Source organism: Streptomyces sp. NPDC046465, assembly GCF_040646035.1.
GTDB lineage: Bacteria > Actinomycetota > Actinomycetes > Streptomycetales > Streptomycetaceae > Streptomyces.
The window spans coordinates 239,250-255,366 of the sequence record NZ_JBEYZK010000009.1; the positions used below are offsets into that span (position 1 = coordinate 239,250).

Below are 16,117 nucleotides of genomic sequence, written 5' to 3' on the forward strand. Positions count from 1 at the left end.
CGAACATGACGATCAAGGGCGTGCTCTTCGACTTCTCCGGGACCCTGTTCCGGATCGAGTCGGCCGACTCCTGGCTGCGGTCCGCGCTCACCGCGCTCGAAGTGCCGCTGCCGGACGGGGAGTCGGGGCGGGTGGCCGAGGCGCTGGAGCGGGCGGGCGGGCTGCCCGGCGGAGCCCACCCCGTGACCGTGCCCGAGCACCTCGCCGCGTTGTGGGCCGCGCGCGACCGCAGCGCCGAGCTGCACCGCGCGGCGTTCACGGGCCTCGCGCGGGAAGTGCCGCTGCCCGATCCACGGCTGTACGACGCCCTGTACGCACGCCATATGACGCCACCGGCCTGGCAGCCGTACGCCGACGCAGCCGAAGTGCTCGCCGGGCTGCGCGAGCGCGGCATCGGCGTCGCGGTGGTCAGCAACATCGGGTGGGACCTGCGGCCCGTCTTCCGCGCCCACGGGCTCGACCGGTACGTCGACGCCTACGTGCTCTCGTACGAGCACGGGATCAGCAAGCCCGACCGGCGGCTCTTCGCGCTGGCCTGTGCCGCGCTCGGGGTCGATCCGCGGGACGCCCTGATGGTCGGCGACGACCGGCGGGCCGACGGTGGCGCGGCTGGTCTGGGGTGCGCGGTGCACTTCGTGGACCATCTGCCGGTGGACCGGCGCCCGGCCGCTCTACGGCCCGTGCTCGACCTCCTCGGGTGAGGGGCCGGCCGGATCGGCGAGGGGGGAGCGGTCCCGCGACCCCCGCGCGCACACCTGTGGGCAGGCAACACTCCCCCGCGGTGCTGCCTGCCCCAGGCTCCTGCGACCCGCGTGGAGCCTCGCTGGAGACCCCGCTCCGGGACGCACTGAGTATACTGGCTCAGAGCCAGTCAACGCAGGAGTTACAGAATGTCCCCGCGTAGCCCGTCGGTCAATGAGGAGTTGCGCAGACGTTCCCGGGAGCGTCTGCTGCAGGCGACGGTGGAGCTGGTCGGCGAGCACGGTTACGAGGCCACGACGCTCGGCCACATCGCGGACCGGGCCGGTGCCGCCCGCGGCCTCGTGTCGTACTACTTCCCCGGCAAGCGCCAGCTCCTGCAGTCCGCGGTGCACCGGCTCATGCACCGCACCCTGGAAGCGGCTCTGGAGCGGGATCCCGGCACCGATGACGGGCGCGAGAGGATGGCGCGGGCTGTCGACGCGATTCTGGGGCTCGCCCGCGACGAGCCGCTGCTCATGCGCACGCACATGGCGGGCATCCTCCAGGCGGAGGGCTTCGTGCAGTGCCCCGAGCAGCAGCGTCTGGCGGAGCTGCTGCGCGAGACCGTCGTGCGCTACGGATCGCCCGACGCCGACCGCGACTACCCGCTGCTGCGGGCGCTCCTGATGGGAGCGGTCTTCGCGCTGCTCATCCCGGGGGCGCCGATGCCGTTCCCGACCCTGCGGGCCGAGCTGTTCCAGCGGTACGGACTGGACTGGGAGCTCGGCGTCCCGCCGGACGGCGCGCCGCCCGACGGGACCTCTCCGAACGGGCCGATGCGGCCCCTTCCTTCGGCTCAGCCCGGCTAGTCGAAGTAGTCGGGCTGCGTCTGGACGTTGAGCTCGTGCAGGCGGACCCGCTGGGCGGGGTCGGTCCGCTTGTCGTTGATCTTCAGGACGTCGAGGCCCTTCTCGATGTCGTTCGAGTAGATCCGGCCGTTGTAGTAGTACGCGGACCACGCGCCCGCCGTGCTGATCTTGTCGGTGGAGCGCGGCCCCCGCTCGAAGTAGCCGATCTCCTTGGGCTTCGTCGAGTCGGTGAAGTCCCAGACGGAGACGCCGCCCTGGTACCAGGCCTGGACCATGAGGTCCTTGCCCTTGACCGGGATCAGGGAGCCGTTGTGGGCCACGCAGTTCTCGGTGTCGGCCTGATGGCGCGGGATCTTGAAGTAGCTCTTGAAGACCAGCTTGCGCTTGTCGCCCTTGCCCTTGATGTCATAGATCCCGTCGGCGCCGCGCTCGGGGCCGGTGGCCGCGTTGCACGTGGCGGCGGAACCGCCGCCGAGCTCGTCGGTGAAGACGACCTTGTCCGCCTTCTGGTTGAAGGTCGCCGAGTGCCAGAACGCGAAGTTGGTGTTGTCCTGGACCTGGTCGATGACCCTCGGGTTCTCCGGGTCCTTGATGGACATGAGGATGCCGTCGCCCATGCAGGCGCCCGCCGCCAAGTCCTTGGAGGGCAGCACGGTGATGTCGTGGCAGCCGGTGGTCTTGGAGACGCCCGGGTTGGCAGGGCCGCCCGGGTTGCCGCCGCCGTCGGGGCCCTCACCGGGGAAGAGCACGGGGAAGTTCACGACCGCGGCCTTCGCCGGGGCCTTGCGCGGCACCTTGATGACGGTGATCCCGTCGTGCGGCGGCTGGCAGTCGGGGAACGTCGCATTCGGGGAGTACGAGGAGACGTACACGTAGACGTTCCTGCGCTCCGGCACCAGCGAGTGCGTGTGGGAACCGCAGGCGGTCTCGACGGCGGAGACGTACTTGGGGTTCGACTTGTCGCTGATGTCGAAGATCTTCATGCCCTCCCAGGAGGACTTCTCCGTGGCGGGCTGCGTGGTGCTGTTGCAGGAGTTGTCGCTGCGGGAGGAGTCGGTGGAAAGGAAGAGCAGGTTCCCTGAGACGGAGACATCGTTCTGCGAGCCCGGGCAGAGGACCTGCGAGACGGTCCTCGGGGCCTTCGGGTCGCTGATGTCGTAGATGCGGAAGCCGTCGTAGTTTCCGGCGAAGGCGTACTTCCCCTGGAACGCGATGTCGGTGTTGAACCCCGGCAGCGCGTCCTTGGGGATGTTGGCGAGGTGCTCGATGTTGCCCGAGTGGACGACCTCGTCGGGCGCCGGTATCTCCCCGCGCTCGACGGCCTTCTCCGCCCGGTCGGCATCGCTCTTGGAGACGCTCTTCGGGGCGGCGGGTGAGTCACCGGGGTCGGGCACGGCCCCCGCGGGTGCGGCGGTGAGCAGCGCGGCAAGCAGTCCGGCCGCCGCGGCGCCGACTCCCAGGCGTCTGCGACGGGTTCGGGGATTGTTCAACAGGGTCACTGCGTCCTCCCTAGTCGCCGTTCATATGCGAACGGTTCGCCAACACCCGCAGTATCGTGCTCATCATGCACAGATCAACAGAGGGAATCAGCCTCGTAGCGAGGGTTTTCGGTCACCGATGCTCATCCTCTGCTCATCTTCGTGCTAATACGGACCCCAACTCGCCTGCGTGTCACGGGAGGTCACTGTGCTCAACCGCCGTACGTCCGCCGTCAGCGCGATCATGACGACAGCCGTTCTCGTGCTCGGGGGGTGCGACTCGGACGCGGGAGGCGGGGGCGGCGGGGGCGAGTCCGGTGCCGGACACGAGGCGTCACCGGGCCCTTCGGTGATCGCCCCGGGCAAGCCGGGTGAGACCGCGGCGACGATGTCCGCGAAGGACGCCGCGCGTCGACGAGCCGAGGACGACTCCCCCAACTCGGCCGACTTCACCTACACGCAGATGATGATCGTGCACCACGGCCAGGCGCTGAAGATGACCGAACTCGCCCCGAAGCGGGCCGATTCGAGCCGCGTCGAGCGGCTGGCGGCGCGCATCGCCGCGGCGCAGCGGCCCGAGATCGGCGCGATGAAGGGCTGGCTGAAGAAGCACGGCGGTCCGCGCGAGCACGCCGGGCACGAGCACGGGACGATGCCGGGCATGGCGAGCGAGGCGCAGCTGAAGCAGTTGCGCGCGGCCAAGGGCAAGGCGTTCGACGAGCTCTTCCTGAAGTTGATGATCACTCACCACAGCGGGGCGCTCACCATGGCCACGGATGTGCTCTCCGAGGGCAACAACATCCAGGTCGAGGAGATGGCGAACGACATCGTGGCGCAGCAGTCGAGCGAGATCGGCCGGATGCGGGAGATGGACTGACGCGGGGCGGGGCGGGGCGGGGCGGGGCGGGGCGGGACTCTCGGGCCGGTGGGAGGCCGGGCTAGCGTCTTCTGCGGTGGTGGCGTGGCGTCAGGAAGCCCGCGTCGCGCGCTCCCGCGATCAGCCTGAGCGACTTGCGGCGGCTGCGGCCGGTCGCGCACATCACGGCGAGCACGGGGTCCCGCCCCTCGCGCTGAGCCGCCCGGTAGGCCTCGGCCGCGATCCGGCGTCCCGCTCCGCCGCGCGGCCACGGGCGCCGGGCCCGGCGCGCGGCGGGCCGGAGCTCCACCGGAAGGCCCCGGCCGTCGTCGGGCCCCCCGGCGCCGTGCGGGCGCTCGTCCGCCAGTGGGCGCTCGTCCGCCAGTGGGCGCTCGCCCGTCAGCGGGCGCTCGATCCAGTCGACCAGCGCGGCGACGTCGTCCAGGGAGAGCGGGGGCTGGGCCCGCAGGTCCCTGATCGCGACGCGGCCGTGCGACACCACGGCGAGGACGTCGACGTCGGCCCCGTCGCTGAAGGTCAGCCGGATGCGGAACGAGGGCGCCACATCCGGTCGAGAATGATCAGAAACGTCAATAAATGATCTGTCCCGCACAGGCGCACGCTATCCGCGCCGTCGCGGTCGGCCGGGAACGGCACGCACAGGGATGCCCAGGACCCGCGGCAGCGGCACCCTGACAGCGCAGGCGCCCGGCGGCCCCTGGCCCCACGACTCCGGCCCCACGACTCGGGCCCCACAACCCCTGACACGCGCGCACTCCGGTGCGATCCTGAAACCGTCCCGGGGTCGCCTCGCGGATTCCCGGGGTCGCCTCGCGGAAGGAGCACCACCGTGCTGCAGGTCGCCGTCGTCGGCTCGGGCCCCAGCGGGGTGTACGCCGCACAGTCCCTCGTCCAGCAGGACCGGGTGCCGGATGTGCGGGTCGACGTGCTCGACCGCCTCCCCACCCCGTACGGCCTGGTGCGCTATGGAGTCGCACCCGACCACGAGAAGATCAAGTCTCTGCAGAACAACCTGCGCACGGTCCTCGAACACGAGAACGTACGCTTCCTCGGCTCCGTCGAGATCGGCCCCGGCGCCCTGCCCCCGGCCCGGCTCCTCGACCTCTATCACGCGGTGGTCTACTGCGTCGGCGCGGCGGCGGACCGCAGGCTCGGGGTGCCCGGCGAGGACCTGCCGGGCAGCTACTCGGCGACCGAGTTCGTCTCCTGGTACAGCGCGCACCCCGACGCGATGGCGGCGGTGGGCGCGCAGGGCGGATTCATCCGGGACGTGGACTCCGCCGTCGTCATCGGGGTCGGCAACGTAGCGGTGGACGTCGCCCGGATGCTGGCCCGCGGCGCCGCCGAACTCCGCCCCACCGACATGCCGGACGCGGCGCTCGGCGCGCTCGCGGGCAGCCGGGTGCGCGAGGTGTCCATGGTGGGCAGGCGTGGGCCCTCGCAGGCGCGGTTCACCACCAAGGAGCTGCGGGAGCTCGGCGCGCTTCCGGACACCGAAGTCGTGGTCGATCCCGCGGAGTTGGCGCTGGATCCCGCGTATGCCGACCCGTCGGCCCTGCCTGCCGCGAGCCGTCGCAACGTAGAGGTGCTGCGCGGCTGGGCCGACCGTCCGCCGCGGGGCCTGCCCCGACAGCTCAGGCTGCGCTTCTTCCTGCGGCCCGTCTCGCTGACGGCGGGGGCGACGGGCCACGTCGCCCTGACCCGCTTCGAGCGCACCCTGCCGGACGGGCGGGGCGGGGTGACGGGGTCGGGGCAGTACGAGGACATCCCGGCCCAGCTGGTGCTGCGCTCGGTCGGCTATCGCGGGGTGCCGATCGAGGGGCTGCCGTTCGACGCGGAGCAGGGCACGGTGCCGCACGCGGCGGGGCGGGTCCTGCGCGACGGCGTGCCCTCCCCCGGCGAGTACGTGGCGGGCTGGATCAAACGCGGTCCCACCGGCGTCATCGGCACCAACCGTCCGTGCTCCAAGGAGACGGTGCTCTCCCTGCTCGACGACGCCCCCGCCCTGGCCCGGCGGCAGCTTCCGGCGGACCCGCTGGCAGGGGTGCGCGCGGCGGGGCAGCATCCGGTCGAGTGGCCCGGCTGGCTGGCGATCGAGCGCGCGGAGGCGGAGCTCGGCCACACGCTCGGGCGAGGCGTGGTGAAGATCCCGGACTGGGAGGGGCTGCGGGCGGCGGCGCGGCACGCGTCCGGGTAGGGACGGCACGTCCGGCGGACCCTGGCAACAGCCTTCGGTCCAGCTCACGATGGTCGGTGGAACGTTCGGCCACGCACTGCTCCGCGTGGAGGCGCGCTCACGCCCGGTCGGCGAGCCTGGCGTCCTGTCGGGTGGCCGCCGCGAGGACGCTGTCGAGCAGGCCGGGGAAGAGGACGTCCAGGTCGTCGCGGCGCAGCACGTTCAGCTTCGTGGTGCCGCGGTAGATCTGGCGGATCACACCGCTCTCGCGCAGCACCCGGAAGTGGTGCGTGCACGTGGACTTCGTGACGGGCAGATCGAAGTACGAACAGGAGAGCCCGTCCTCCCCGTCCTCGCGGGCCAGGGCCCGCACCACCCGCATCCGCATGGGGTCGGCGAAGGCGTGCAGCACCCCTTCGAGCCGGACGTCCCCGGGCTCGGGGTGGGCGAGCGTCCTGCTGCTCGTACTGCCGGTCGCGGCGGCGGTCGTCATGGCGGCTCCACTTCGTCCTGTTCACCCCGGGGCCCCGGGCATTCCCTGCGCGCCATTGTACGAGACCCATCGTAGTTTGACAGGCACCGTACTACGAGGTTTATCGTACGAGCAGGAGCCGCACCTCCGCACATCCGCACATCCGCACATCCGCACATCCGCACATCCGCACATCCGCTGTGAACGAATGGAGTCCGCCGTGAGCGCGCTGTTCGAGCCGTACACCCTGCGATCGCTGACGATCCCGAACCGGGTCTGGATGCCCCCGATGTGCCAGTACTCGGCGGCGCCCGACGGCGCCGAGGTGGGCGCACCGCAGGACTGGCACTTCGCGCACTACGCGGCGCGCGCCGCCGGCGGCACGGGCCTGATCATCGTCGAGGCCACCGCCGTCAGCCCCGAGGGCCGCATCAGCCCGTACGACCTGGGCATCTGGAACGACACGCAGGCCCGCGCGTTCCGCCGCACCACGGACTTCCTGAAGAGCCAGGGCACCGTGCCCGCGATCCAGCTCGCCCACGCGGGCCGCAAGGCCTCGACCGACCGCCCCTGGAAGGGCGGCGCCCCGGTCGGCACCGACGAGCACGGCTGGCAGGCCGTCGCGCCGAGCCCGGTCCCCTTCGACGAGCGCCACCCCGTGCCAACGGAGCTCACCGTCGAGCAGATCCGCGAGATCGTGGGGCAGTTCGCCGAGGCCGCGCGCCGCGCCCTGGACGCCGGTTTCGAGATCGCCGAACTCCACGGCGCACACGGCTACTTGATCAGCGAATTCCTCTCCCCGCACAGCAACAAGCGCACCGACGTGTACGGCGGCTCCTACGAGAACCGCACGCGCTTCGCCCTCGAAGTGGTCGACGCGGTGCGGGCCGTGTGGCCCGAGGACAAGCCGCTGTTCTTCCGCATCTCCGCCACCGACTGGCTGGAGGAGGCGGGCTGGACGGCGGACGACACCGTGCGCTTCGCCGGCGAGCTCAAGGAGCACGGCATCGATCTGCTCGACGTCTCCACGGGCGGCAACGCCGCGGGCGTCAAAATCCCCGTCGGGCCCGGCTACCAAGTCCCGTTCGCGGCGCGCGTGAAGGCCGAGACGGAGCTGCCGGTCGCCGCGGTCGGCCTGATCACGGAGGTGGAGCAGGCCGAGAAGATCCTCGCCAACGGCGAGGCCGACGCCGTCCTGCTCGGCCGGGAACTCCTGCGCGACCCCTCATGGGCGCGGCACGCGGCACGCGAGCTCGGCGGCGACGTACACGTTCCGGACCAGTACCACCGCTCCGTCTGACGCCGGGTTCGACATTTGCCGTAGCAGCAAGCAGCTTTGCTGAAGTTCTCCGGGTGAGCGCACCATCCAATCGCCACCCGCAGAGGAGAACAGAGTGTCCAGCGATTACACCGAGTACACCGAGTACACCGAGTACACCGAGCACGGCACATGGCGTCAGAGTCGGTGGGAAGAGATGGCGGGCCCGGACGGGAAGGCGGGCCGCATCGCCCATCGGCTGATCACGGAACCGGGTCAGGAAGTCCCCGAGGTTCCGGGACGGTGGACGTCCACCGGTTCCCCGGGGAGCCTGACGCTGACCGCGGCCCGTGCGGACGGCGTGTCCGTCGACGGCCTAGCCGTGGACGGCACGGTCGAACTGACCGGCGCCTGCCGCCTGTCCTTCCCCGGTGGGCGGCGCGGCACCATCGAGGAACTCCGGGGAGCCCACGTCCTGGCCGTGTGGGATCCGGCCGCGCCGAGCCTCGTCGGCCTGCGCGGGATCGAGGCGTGGCCGTGGGACCCGGCCTGGGTCGTCGAGGCGGAGTACCGTCCGGCGGACGCCGGACGTCGCCTGGAGGTGACCCGGCTGACCAGCCCGAGCATGCGGGACTCCTTCCCGGCCCCCGGTGACTTCATCTTCGATCTGCGCGGCGAGCGGCACACGCTCCGGGCGTTCGATGTGGGCAGCGACACCCTGCTGATCGCGTTCACGGACGACACCAGCGGCACGGACACACCCGGCATGGGCCGTTGGCTGATCCTGCCCCGGCCCAAGGACTCCACGGGTACGGCTCGTATCGACTTCAACCGGGCCGTTGTCCCCCACCACATGTTCTCGGCGGCCTTCCCCTGTCCCCTGCCGCTCCGGGAGAACCGCATCCCCCTACGCATCGAAGCGGGAGAGCGCGCCCCCGTCTTCCGCAAGGAGGAAGCGATGGCGCCCGAGCACGACCTGTGCGCGGCAGCGGTGCGCTACCTCCGGCAGTGGGAGGTGCGGGACTACGCCGCGATGCGATCCCTGTGCACCGGCACCGCCACCGTGTGGCACAGCGACGGAAGCGGTGACCAGACGATCGACGAGAACATGGAACTGCTGAAGCAGCTGGCCGCCGGTGTCGGGACACTTCGGTACGACATCGTGCGGCAGTTCCGTGCCGGGGACGAAGTGCTCCAGCAGCAGGTACTCCACCTGACGATGACCGACGGATCCCGCAGTGACGTCCACGCCGCGATGTACTTCCGGTTCGACGGCGGCCTCATCGACCGCATCGAGGAGTACTTCAACGTCGTACCGCTCAACTCGCCCGACCGGCCCTGATGCCCTCGGGCGGAGTTCCTCCGCAACGACCGGTCCCTGCGGACGCGCTGCTGGCTCCCGCGAGTGCGGCACCGCGTACGGAGCGTGCTGACGCATGCGCCGCGCCCCCTCACGGTCACTCGGGGATGGCCGCCAGCGTGAAGGAGTGGCCCGCGGGGTCGGAGTAGGTCCGGGAGTCCCGCGGGCCGTTGTTGTTCTTCGTGTCGACGGGCCGCGCGCCGAGGCCGACCGCCTCGCGCTCCGCCTCGTCCATGTCGTGGCGGGCCACCATGATCCTCAGGTGGGCCTGCTGTGAGTCCTCGGGGCGGGGCCAGCTCGGCGGTATGTAGTCACGCTCCCGGTGCACGGCCATGCAGACCCCGCTCTCGTTCGTGACCTCTACGTAGTCCGGGTCCTTGCTCAACTGGACGTCGGCGCCCAGCAGTCCGGCGTAGAACTCGGCGAGCTGCTCCGGCTCCGAACAGTCCAGTACGAGCACGGTGTGCTTGTGAACGGTCATGCCGTCCGAGTCCCCCGCGCCGGTCCGCCCAAACGGCGCGCCGCCCCCGGCCCCCGCTCAACCCCGCCGGTCGTCATCACTCCGCCGGGACGACGCACCGCCCGCCCCCTTGACCTGACGCGGAGTCAGCCTCCCGCCGTCCCGGGGCACCTCCTTCGGCTCGCGGTGCTCCACGACGTCCCCGACGGGCCCCTCGGGCGGCAGCCGCGGCTGCTCCTCGGGCCTCGGTGTCCGGGGTTCCCTGCGGCGGACCCGAATCCCGAGCCACACGGCCCAGACCAGCAGGGCGACGATGCCCAGGCCCACCAGGAACGGCACGAGTCCGCCCCCGGGCACTCCGGCGGCCAGATGTTCCACGCTGCTATCAGTCATGGGCCGCGGGTACCCGTGTACGCGAGGGGAAAGCCCGTAGAGGCCGCGGAGTCGCCGCCCGCGGCTGGATTGTCAGACCCGTCACCTACTGTGATCGACATGGCAAGCAGGAGGTCTGGGAGGGGTCCTGACATGGGGTGGGTCGAGACGGCGGGTGGATATGCGGTCACTCTGGACGGCACGCGCGTGCTGTGCAGAAATACCGCGGGCCGCACGCTGAAGCAGGTCCCCGCGAAGCTGCGCGACGACGCCGAGGTGGTGCGGCTGCGCCAGCTCGCCGAGTGGCTCGAGCGGCACGGGCGCGAGTGCCGGAGCCAGGTGGACACCTGGCTGGTGCGCTCCCTGCCGGTCCCGGCCCGGCTGCTCACGCAGGTGTGGCCCGACGCGGCCTGGCAAGGGGCGCTGCGGGACCTGGTGGTGGCGCCCGTGGGAGCCGACGGCTGCGCCGACACCGGGCGCGCCGGATTCCTGCGGGACGCCGATCCCGAGCGTGGCCTCGGCATCGTCGACCTGGACGGCGACTCGGTGCGGCTCGACGCGGAGCAAGTGCTGATACCGCATCCGGTGCTTCTCGACGACCTCGACGACCTGCGGGAGTTCGCCGCCGAGCTCGGTGTCGAGCAGGGGCTTGACCAGTTGTTCCGGGAGGTCTGGCCGCGCCCGGATTCGGCCGACGGCACGGCGCTGGAATGGGGTGCGTATGCCGACGCCGCGTTCGAGGAGCTGCGGCACGCCACCGCGAGAGCGGTGTCGTACGGCTACCGCGTGCGCGGGGGTTACGCGGTGTGCGCGCTGACGGAGGACGGCCGCGCGCTCGAAGCGGCGTACTGGCTCGGTGACGACTACCCCGAGAGCGAGACCCGCACGGGCGCCCTTGAGTGGCGGACCGTCGGCGGCCGTCGGGTGCCGCTCGGCGAAGTGGGGCCCGTCGCCTGGTCGGAGGGCGTCCGGATGGCGGCCCTCGTGCACGCGGGCCGCGTCCTGAAGAACGAGTACGACGAGTCCGAAGAGGGCGGGACGGGGGAGCTGTGAGCAGGGAGCAGAAGCTGCTGGAGGCGGGAGCGGTGCTGCCGCCCGTCACGGACGGTGCGGCCGCAGGCGGTGGTGAAGGCGGGGGGTCGGCCGGGGACACGCTGACCGCCCGCGCGTACGCACACCCGGTGCTCGAAGGGCGCACGGTGGTACGGCTGGTGCCCGAGGCGATCGGTCCCGCCGAGGACCTCGCCCTGGAGTATCTGGGGTTCGGGGCGGGCACGGCCACGACGGTCGGCCGTGTGCAGCGCCAGTCGCTCGGATTCCCCGCCTGGGCCCTCGTCAACGACCCGGCCAACGGCCGGCACGCCCTCGCCGTCGTCAAGGAGATGGAGCGGCTGGCCCGCCTGGTGGCGAGCAAGCCCGGCCTGGCCAAGGAGGGCTTCGACGAGATCGGCGACCGCCTGGACCGTTCGGTGCCGCACTTCCTGCCGACGTTCTACGAGCAGGTCGCACGGCTCTTCCTCGCCGCCGAGTCGCGCCAGCAGGCCTCGGTGTTCTTCGGCAAGGCGCGGGCGGCCGAGCAGCGGCACGCCCTTGAGATCGACGAGGAGCGGCTGCGGGAGGTCTTCCTGGAGTTCGCGGGCGTGGGCGCGCTCAGCGGCAAGGTGCTGCGCGAGCACGCCAAGGGCCTCGCGGCGCGGCTGACAGGGCAGGAGGCGTACGAGCAGTTCAGGACGCTGTCGCTACAGCGGTGCGCGGCGGGCATCGCCCCGTACGCCGGAATGCTGGAGGACCTGCGGCGCCTGGCGAAGAACGCGGGCCTGGTCGCCCGCCGCGAGGAGTGCTCGCTGCTCGCGGAGATCATCCACTCGGGTGCGATGACCCGCGCGGCAGGCAGCTTCTGGAAGTCCGCGCTGCCCGCGCTCACCGAGCTCGCGCAGGCCGATCCGGCCGTGCGGCAGCGGCTGTTGACGCTCATGCCGACGGCCGGTGGCGACCACCCGGAGGCCTTCGACGAGGAGTGGCTCGACCTTCTCGACCGGTGCGGGGCGATCGGGCTGCTCCTCGACGGGGCGGCGAGCGCCGCCGAGTGGCTGGGCGCGTGGGCCCGGCACCGGCGGCGCGGCTGGCGGGAGTCGAACCGGCTCACCGCCGAACTGGCCCTGGTGGAGCGGCTCGCGCCGCGCCTGATCGCGGACGGTGCGCCGGTGCGGCTCGTCGTCGACCGCGGGTGGCGCTGCGAGACGGACCTGGATCTCCTGGACACCGCGCTGGCGGCCGGAGTTCCGGTCGCAGAGCCGCCGAAGGAAGCGACCGGCCTCGAGCTGCGGTACTGGCTGCAGGACGACAGCGAGGGCCGCAGGGATCTGGTGGCGCTCACCTCCGACGCCCGGTTCGCGCCGCTCCTGCGGGAGGCGGCGGAGGCCCTGTCGACCGCCGACGGCCCGGCGGCGGCGCCCTCGGCGCGCCTTGAGCGGGCCGCGGAGCATCCGGCGCTGCGCACGGTCCTCGCGGACTGGCTCGCCCACCGCGCCGCGGACCTCGCCGCGCCCATCGGACTGCCCGGCCTGGACACGCTGTTGCGGGACGTCGCACGGTTCTCCAAACCCGCCGTCCTGGCCACCGCGCCCGAGGCCGTGGAGCGCATCGTCTCCTTCGACCCGGCGCCGGTCCTCGCACGGACCCTGCGCGCGGGGATCCTCGACGAGCTGGGCTGGCCCGCGCTGGAAGAGGCGCTGGATGCGCTCGGCGACGTCAAGCAGACGCCGACGGCGCAGCCGCGATGGCCCCATGTCGACAACCAGGGGTACAAGTGCGCCGACGCCTGGCCCGCGCTGATCGTCCGGGCCGGCACGCACGTCGCACTCGCGGGCCCCGAAAGCCTCCTGGACCAGCGCACGTTGAGCCTGCCCGGCAAGGCCTCCGGGCGGGGCGAGCCCACCGTGCGGTTCGTGGCCGGACAGTGGCTGATCGCGGCGGGGTACGGCAGCGAACAGCGGGCCGTCTGGTCCGGCAGTCCCGCGGACGAGTTCAGGCCGACGGGTCTCCAGGACGGCTGGTACGACGCGGGCACCGTCTCGGTGCCGCTCCCCGACGGCAGCCGCTGGTACGGCGCCCGGCCCGTGCACGCCGGTGACACCACCTTCCCCGAGCGCCGCCGCGAGGTCGCATCGGACGGCGTCTCCTCCTGGGTGCTGCACGAAGGGCGCTGGTACGAGTACGACCCCGCGTCCGCGCGCCGCGGCCGTGCCTGTGTCCCCGCGTTCTTCGACTCGGCGCTCGCCGGGGCGGGGCCGACGGTGCGCCTGGAGGAGGAGGGCTGCCGGCTGCTGCCCGTGCAGGCGGGCCTGGAGGCTTCGCCGTTCGGCAGCAAGGACGGGCTGCTCGGCTGGTGGGTGACGTACGACAAGAGTGCGGAGGCCCTTACGGCCTGTTCGGTCGACGGCACCCGTGGGCTCCCGACGACCGACGGCCGACCCGCCGCCCCGCTTCGGCTGCCCGCAGACTCCGTGCTCCATCCCGTACAGCTCGGCTGGAACCAGTCCGTGATCGAACTGCGGGACGCCGACGGCGTGGCCGTCGCCCGCGTACAACTCGGCGACCGGGGCAGCGCCCATGCGGCAGGCACCCGTTTCGTGCCGCCCCTGTGGCACTGGCACGCGCTGCGACCGCGTGACGAGCGCGGCTCCGCGGCGCTGCGCGCGGTCACCGACGCGGACGTCGTGGCGCTGCTTGCCGCCGTCCAGGGCGGCGAGAGCGCGGGCGCGGCCGTCGCCCGTCTGCTGCCCGCCGTCACCGACGAGGCGCTCGCCCGAGGGGTGGCCGGTCTCATCGAGGAGACCGCGCGCTGCGCCAAGCGGATCGCCACGCTCGCCGAACGGGCCAGGCGGCGGGGAGACACCACTCGGAACGCGGTGCCCACCGTCCGGCACGCGTACGACAGCGTGCTGCGCGACGCCGTGCGAGGGCTGACGGGCACACGGCACTTCCACGGCTCGTACGGCTCGTACGCGCGGGCTCAGCAGGACACCTCCGCCATCGAGCAGATCGCCGCCCTCGGCCGGGTCGTCGGCCCCGGCACCGTGCCCGGCAAGCCCGGCCTCAGCAGCACGGGCCTGGCCTGGCTGACGCTCGTCGGCCCCGGCATGACGGCGCTCGCCCTGCGCGCCGCCGCCCCGACGACGGAGGGCACGCACCGTGCGGCGCTGCTCGAGTTCCTCGACGCCGTCCTCGACGTACGGGCCGACGGCGACGCGGTGCTCGTCGACCCGCGCGGGCGGCTGCGCGAGGTGGAGCTCAAGACGTCGCACCAGGCCCGGCCCGAGCGTGCGGGCGAGATGATCTCCGCAGGGGCGCGCCGCATGCTGATCGTGTCGTGCCTGCGGGTGGAGGGTGACGACACGTTCTGGAGCGGCGTCGAGTACGACCCGACGGGAGCCTTCGGCCCCTGGGACGGGTTCGCCCTCACCTCCTCGCAGGTGCACGGCGATCCCGGCGACCCGCACCGGGCGCCCGCGCTGCGACGGCTCATCGCGCGGCTGCGGGAGCGGGGACCGCTGCCCTACCGCCCGGAGCAGGCGGCGGAGTTCGCCGACCGCATCGGGATCGGCCCCGTGGTCGGGGCGCTGCTGCTGCTCGGCCTCCCCGGCCTCGACGGGTTCGGCAGGGACGGGCTGTTGTCCGCCGAGCTGTTGAAGCCGCTGGGTGCCAAGAGCGCCGAGGCCGACGCGGCCCGGGGCACACTGCGCGATCTGCCCCTCCCCCAGCGACAGGCGTTCACGGCCGCGCTCGTACCCCTCGACCCGGACCGCGTCGAAGAGCTGTGGACGTCCGGCTTCCGCCTGGACGACGCGGCGGAGCTCTGGCTCGCGGCGCGCGGCAGGCACCGTGTCGCGTCGTCCGAGCTGATCACCCAGGTGGTCGCCGAGATCGGTCCGGGCCCCATCCTCGACCACGTCCTCAACCCCGAGACCCGGCCCGAGCTCACCGGCCGGACCGAGCAAAAGGTCGACGACGGGCTACAGCCGGTGGACCCCGCCGCGCTGCTCAAGGGCGGCGACCTCGTCCCGTACGTGGGCATGCTGCGCTGGCTGGCGTACCGCCTGCCGTACGGCGACCCGCTGCGCGCCGTCCTGCCCGAGACCCTGCGGATGCTGCGCGAGCGGCTCGCCGACCCCGGGCTCCTGCTCGATCTGCGGATGACCTGGGGCATGGACGGCAACGCCACGGGGACCCGCGTACGGGAGGCCTTCGGGCTTCCGCCGCGCGGGGGGGAGAACGACCTCGGCCTGGTGGACGCCGGGCCCGCGATCGTGCTCGCCCCGATGCGGCACCGTTCCGAGTGGGACGCGGTGTGGGTGCGACCCGCCGCTCTGCTGCCCGCGGCGAGCGGTGCGAGCGGCCCTGACCACCCCGCGCTGACGCTCCTCACCGGCCTCGCGGGCGACAGCGACGCACTGCGGGCCCTGCGGACGCTGCTCGGCGACGAGTTCACCGTGCTGCTCACCGCCGACGGACCGGCGGGGGCCGCGCAGAACCCGCTGATCGGCGCGCCGTGTGCGGTCACGGAGGCGAGAGAGCGATTCGGGCTCTCCGAGGACGCGGCCGTGGTGTATCTGATGCTGCTCGCCCTGCCGGATCCGACGGACCGGCGCCAGGCGGCCTGGACGGGCTGGCAGCCTGCCCGCCTGAAGAAGGCGCGGGCCGAACTGGCCGCCACAGAGCTGGTGGTGGAGGCCAAGCGGTCCCGCGCGGGCCGTTCGCTCTTCCTGCCCGGCGGCTGGCTCGACCGCAGTGCGCCGCTGCTGCCCGTGGAGACCTGGAAGACCCCGCTGCTGCCGGAGCGGAGCGCCCGCTTCGAGGTGCCCGACCGCCCGGTTCCCGAGCTGTACGCGCACGCGTGGCGGCGGATCGTCGAGGGCGACCTGCCGGGCTACGAGGAGTTCAAGGAGCGGGGCGCCCGCAGGGGAGGCAGGCGATGACGCACGAACAGCGGCAGCCGAGGCAGGACCGGCAGGCGGAGACGGACGGGCCGACGGCGGACGAGCAGACGGCGGATGAGCCGACGACGGACGAGAAGACGGCGGATGAGCAGGCGACAAAGGGGCATCCGGTGGA

Annotated in this window: 13 protein-coding genes; 8 read left to right on the forward strand and 5 right to left on the reverse strand. The window is 72.5% G+C overall.

Annotated features, from left to right (window positions below):
• Positions 1 to 5: 5 nt before the first annotated feature.
• Complete coding sequence (locus ABZ953_RS16520) at positions 6 to 701, forward strand: HAD-IA family hydrolase (RefSeq protein ID WP_361723348.1); 696 nt, start codon at positions 6 to 8, stop codon at positions 699 to 701.
• A gap of 189 nt (positions 702 to 890) precedes the next feature.
• Positions 891 to 1,550 (forward strand): TetR/AcrR family transcriptional regulator, encoded by a 660-nt coding sequence (locus ABZ953_RS16525; RefSeq protein WP_361723351.1) that lies wholly within the window; start codon positions 891 to 893, stop codon positions 1,548 to 1,550.
• Here ABZ953_RS16525 and ABZ953_RS16530 read toward each other — a convergent pair.
• The gene (locus ABZ953_RS16530; protein WP_361723354.1) at positions 1,547 to 3,049 is read right to left on the reverse strand and encodes a hypothetical protein; all 1,503 of its coding nucleotides are present in this window, start codon (positions 3,047 to 3,049) and stop codon (positions 1,547 to 1,549) included. The two genes, ABZ953_RS16525 and ABZ953_RS16530, sit on opposite strands and share 4 nt — an antisense overlap.
• A gap of 187 nt (positions 3,050 to 3,236) precedes the next feature.
• Here ABZ953_RS16530 and ABZ953_RS16535 point away from each other — a divergent pair, with 187 nt between their 5' ends.
• Positions 3,237 to 3,905 carry a DUF305 domain-containing protein gene (locus tag ABZ953_RS16535; protein ID WP_361723357.1) on the forward strand — a complete coding sequence of 223 codons (669 nt, stop codon included), beginning with the start codon at positions 3,237 to 3,239 and terminating at the stop codon, positions 3,903 to 3,905.
• A gap of 61 nt (positions 3,906 to 3,966) precedes the next feature.
• Here ABZ953_RS16535 and ABZ953_RS16540 read toward each other — a convergent pair whose 3' ends face one another.
• Entirely contained in the window at positions 3,967 to 4,449 is a 483-nt protein-coding gene (locus tag ABZ953_RS16540; RefSeq protein WP_361723360.1) for a DUF6214 family protein, read from the reverse strand.
• Between the two features lie 285 nt (positions 4,450 to 4,734).
• Here ABZ953_RS16540 and ABZ953_RS16545 point away from each other — a divergent pair, with 285 nt between their 5' ends.
• Positions 4,735 to 6,102: an FAD-dependent oxidoreductase gene (locus tag ABZ953_RS16545; protein ID WP_361723363.1), complete on the forward strand. Its 1,368-nt coding sequence runs from the start codon at positions 4,735 to 4,737 to the stop codon at positions 6,100 to 6,102.
• A 97-nt stretch (positions 6,103 to 6,199) separates the two neighbouring features.
• Here the strand turns inward: ABZ953_RS16545 and ABZ953_RS16550 are convergent, their stop codons facing one another.
• Positions 6,200 to 6,574 carry a helix-turn-helix domain-containing protein gene (locus tag ABZ953_RS16550; protein ID WP_361723365.1) on the reverse strand — a complete coding sequence of 125 codons (375 nt, stop codon included), beginning with the start codon at positions 6,572 to 6,574 and terminating at the stop codon, positions 6,200 to 6,202.
• 199 nt (positions 6,575 to 6,773) lie between these two features.
• Between ABZ953_RS16550 and ABZ953_RS16555 the strand changes: the two genes are divergently transcribed.
• The gene (locus tag ABZ953_RS16555) at positions 6,774 to 7,853 is read left to right on the forward strand and encodes an NADH:flavin oxidoreductase/NADH oxidase (RefSeq protein ID WP_361723368.1); all 1,080 of its coding nucleotides are present in this window, start codon (positions 6,774 to 6,776) and stop codon (positions 7,851 to 7,853) included.
• 94 nt (positions 7,854 to 7,947) lie between these two features.
• Entirely contained in the window at positions 7,948 to 9,153 is a 1,206-nt protein-coding gene (locus ABZ953_RS16560) for a DUF1684 domain-containing protein (RefSeq protein WP_361723371.1), read from the forward strand.
• 115 nt (positions 9,154 to 9,268) lie between these two features.
• On the opposite strand, the gene ABZ953_RS16565 is transcribed toward ABZ953_RS16560, so the two are convergent.
• Positions 9,269 to 9,652, reverse strand: a complete 384-nt coding sequence (locus ABZ953_RS16565) for a VOC family protein (RefSeq protein ID WP_361723374.1) — start codon at positions 9,650 to 9,652, stop codon at positions 9,269 to 9,271.
• A gap of 57 nt (positions 9,653 to 9,709) precedes the next feature.
• On the reverse strand, positions 9,710 to 10,024 hold the full coding sequence (locus ABZ953_RS16570) for a DUF6479 family protein (protein ID WP_361723377.1): 315 nt from the start codon (positions 10,022 to 10,024) through the stop codon (positions 9,710 to 9,712).
• 132 nt (positions 10,025 to 10,156) lie between these two features.
• Between ABZ953_RS16570 and ABZ953_RS16575 the strand changes: the two genes are divergently transcribed.
• Together ABZ953_RS16575 and ABZ953_RS16580 are read left to right on the forward strand one after the other, a co-directional pair.
• A complete protein-coding gene (locus tag ABZ953_RS16575; RefSeq protein WP_361723380.1) occupies positions 10,157 to 11,056 on the forward strand; it encodes a DUF4132 domain-containing protein in 900 nt (299 codons plus the stop codon).
• Positions 11,053 to 15,981, forward strand: a complete 4,929-nt coding sequence (locus ABZ953_RS16580; protein WP_361723383.1) for a hypothetical protein — start codon at positions 11,053 to 11,055, stop codon at positions 15,979 to 15,981. Before ABZ953_RS16575 ends, ABZ953_RS16580 begins: the two co-directional genes overlap by 4 nt.
• Positions 15,982 to 16,117: the final 136 nt, after the last annotated feature.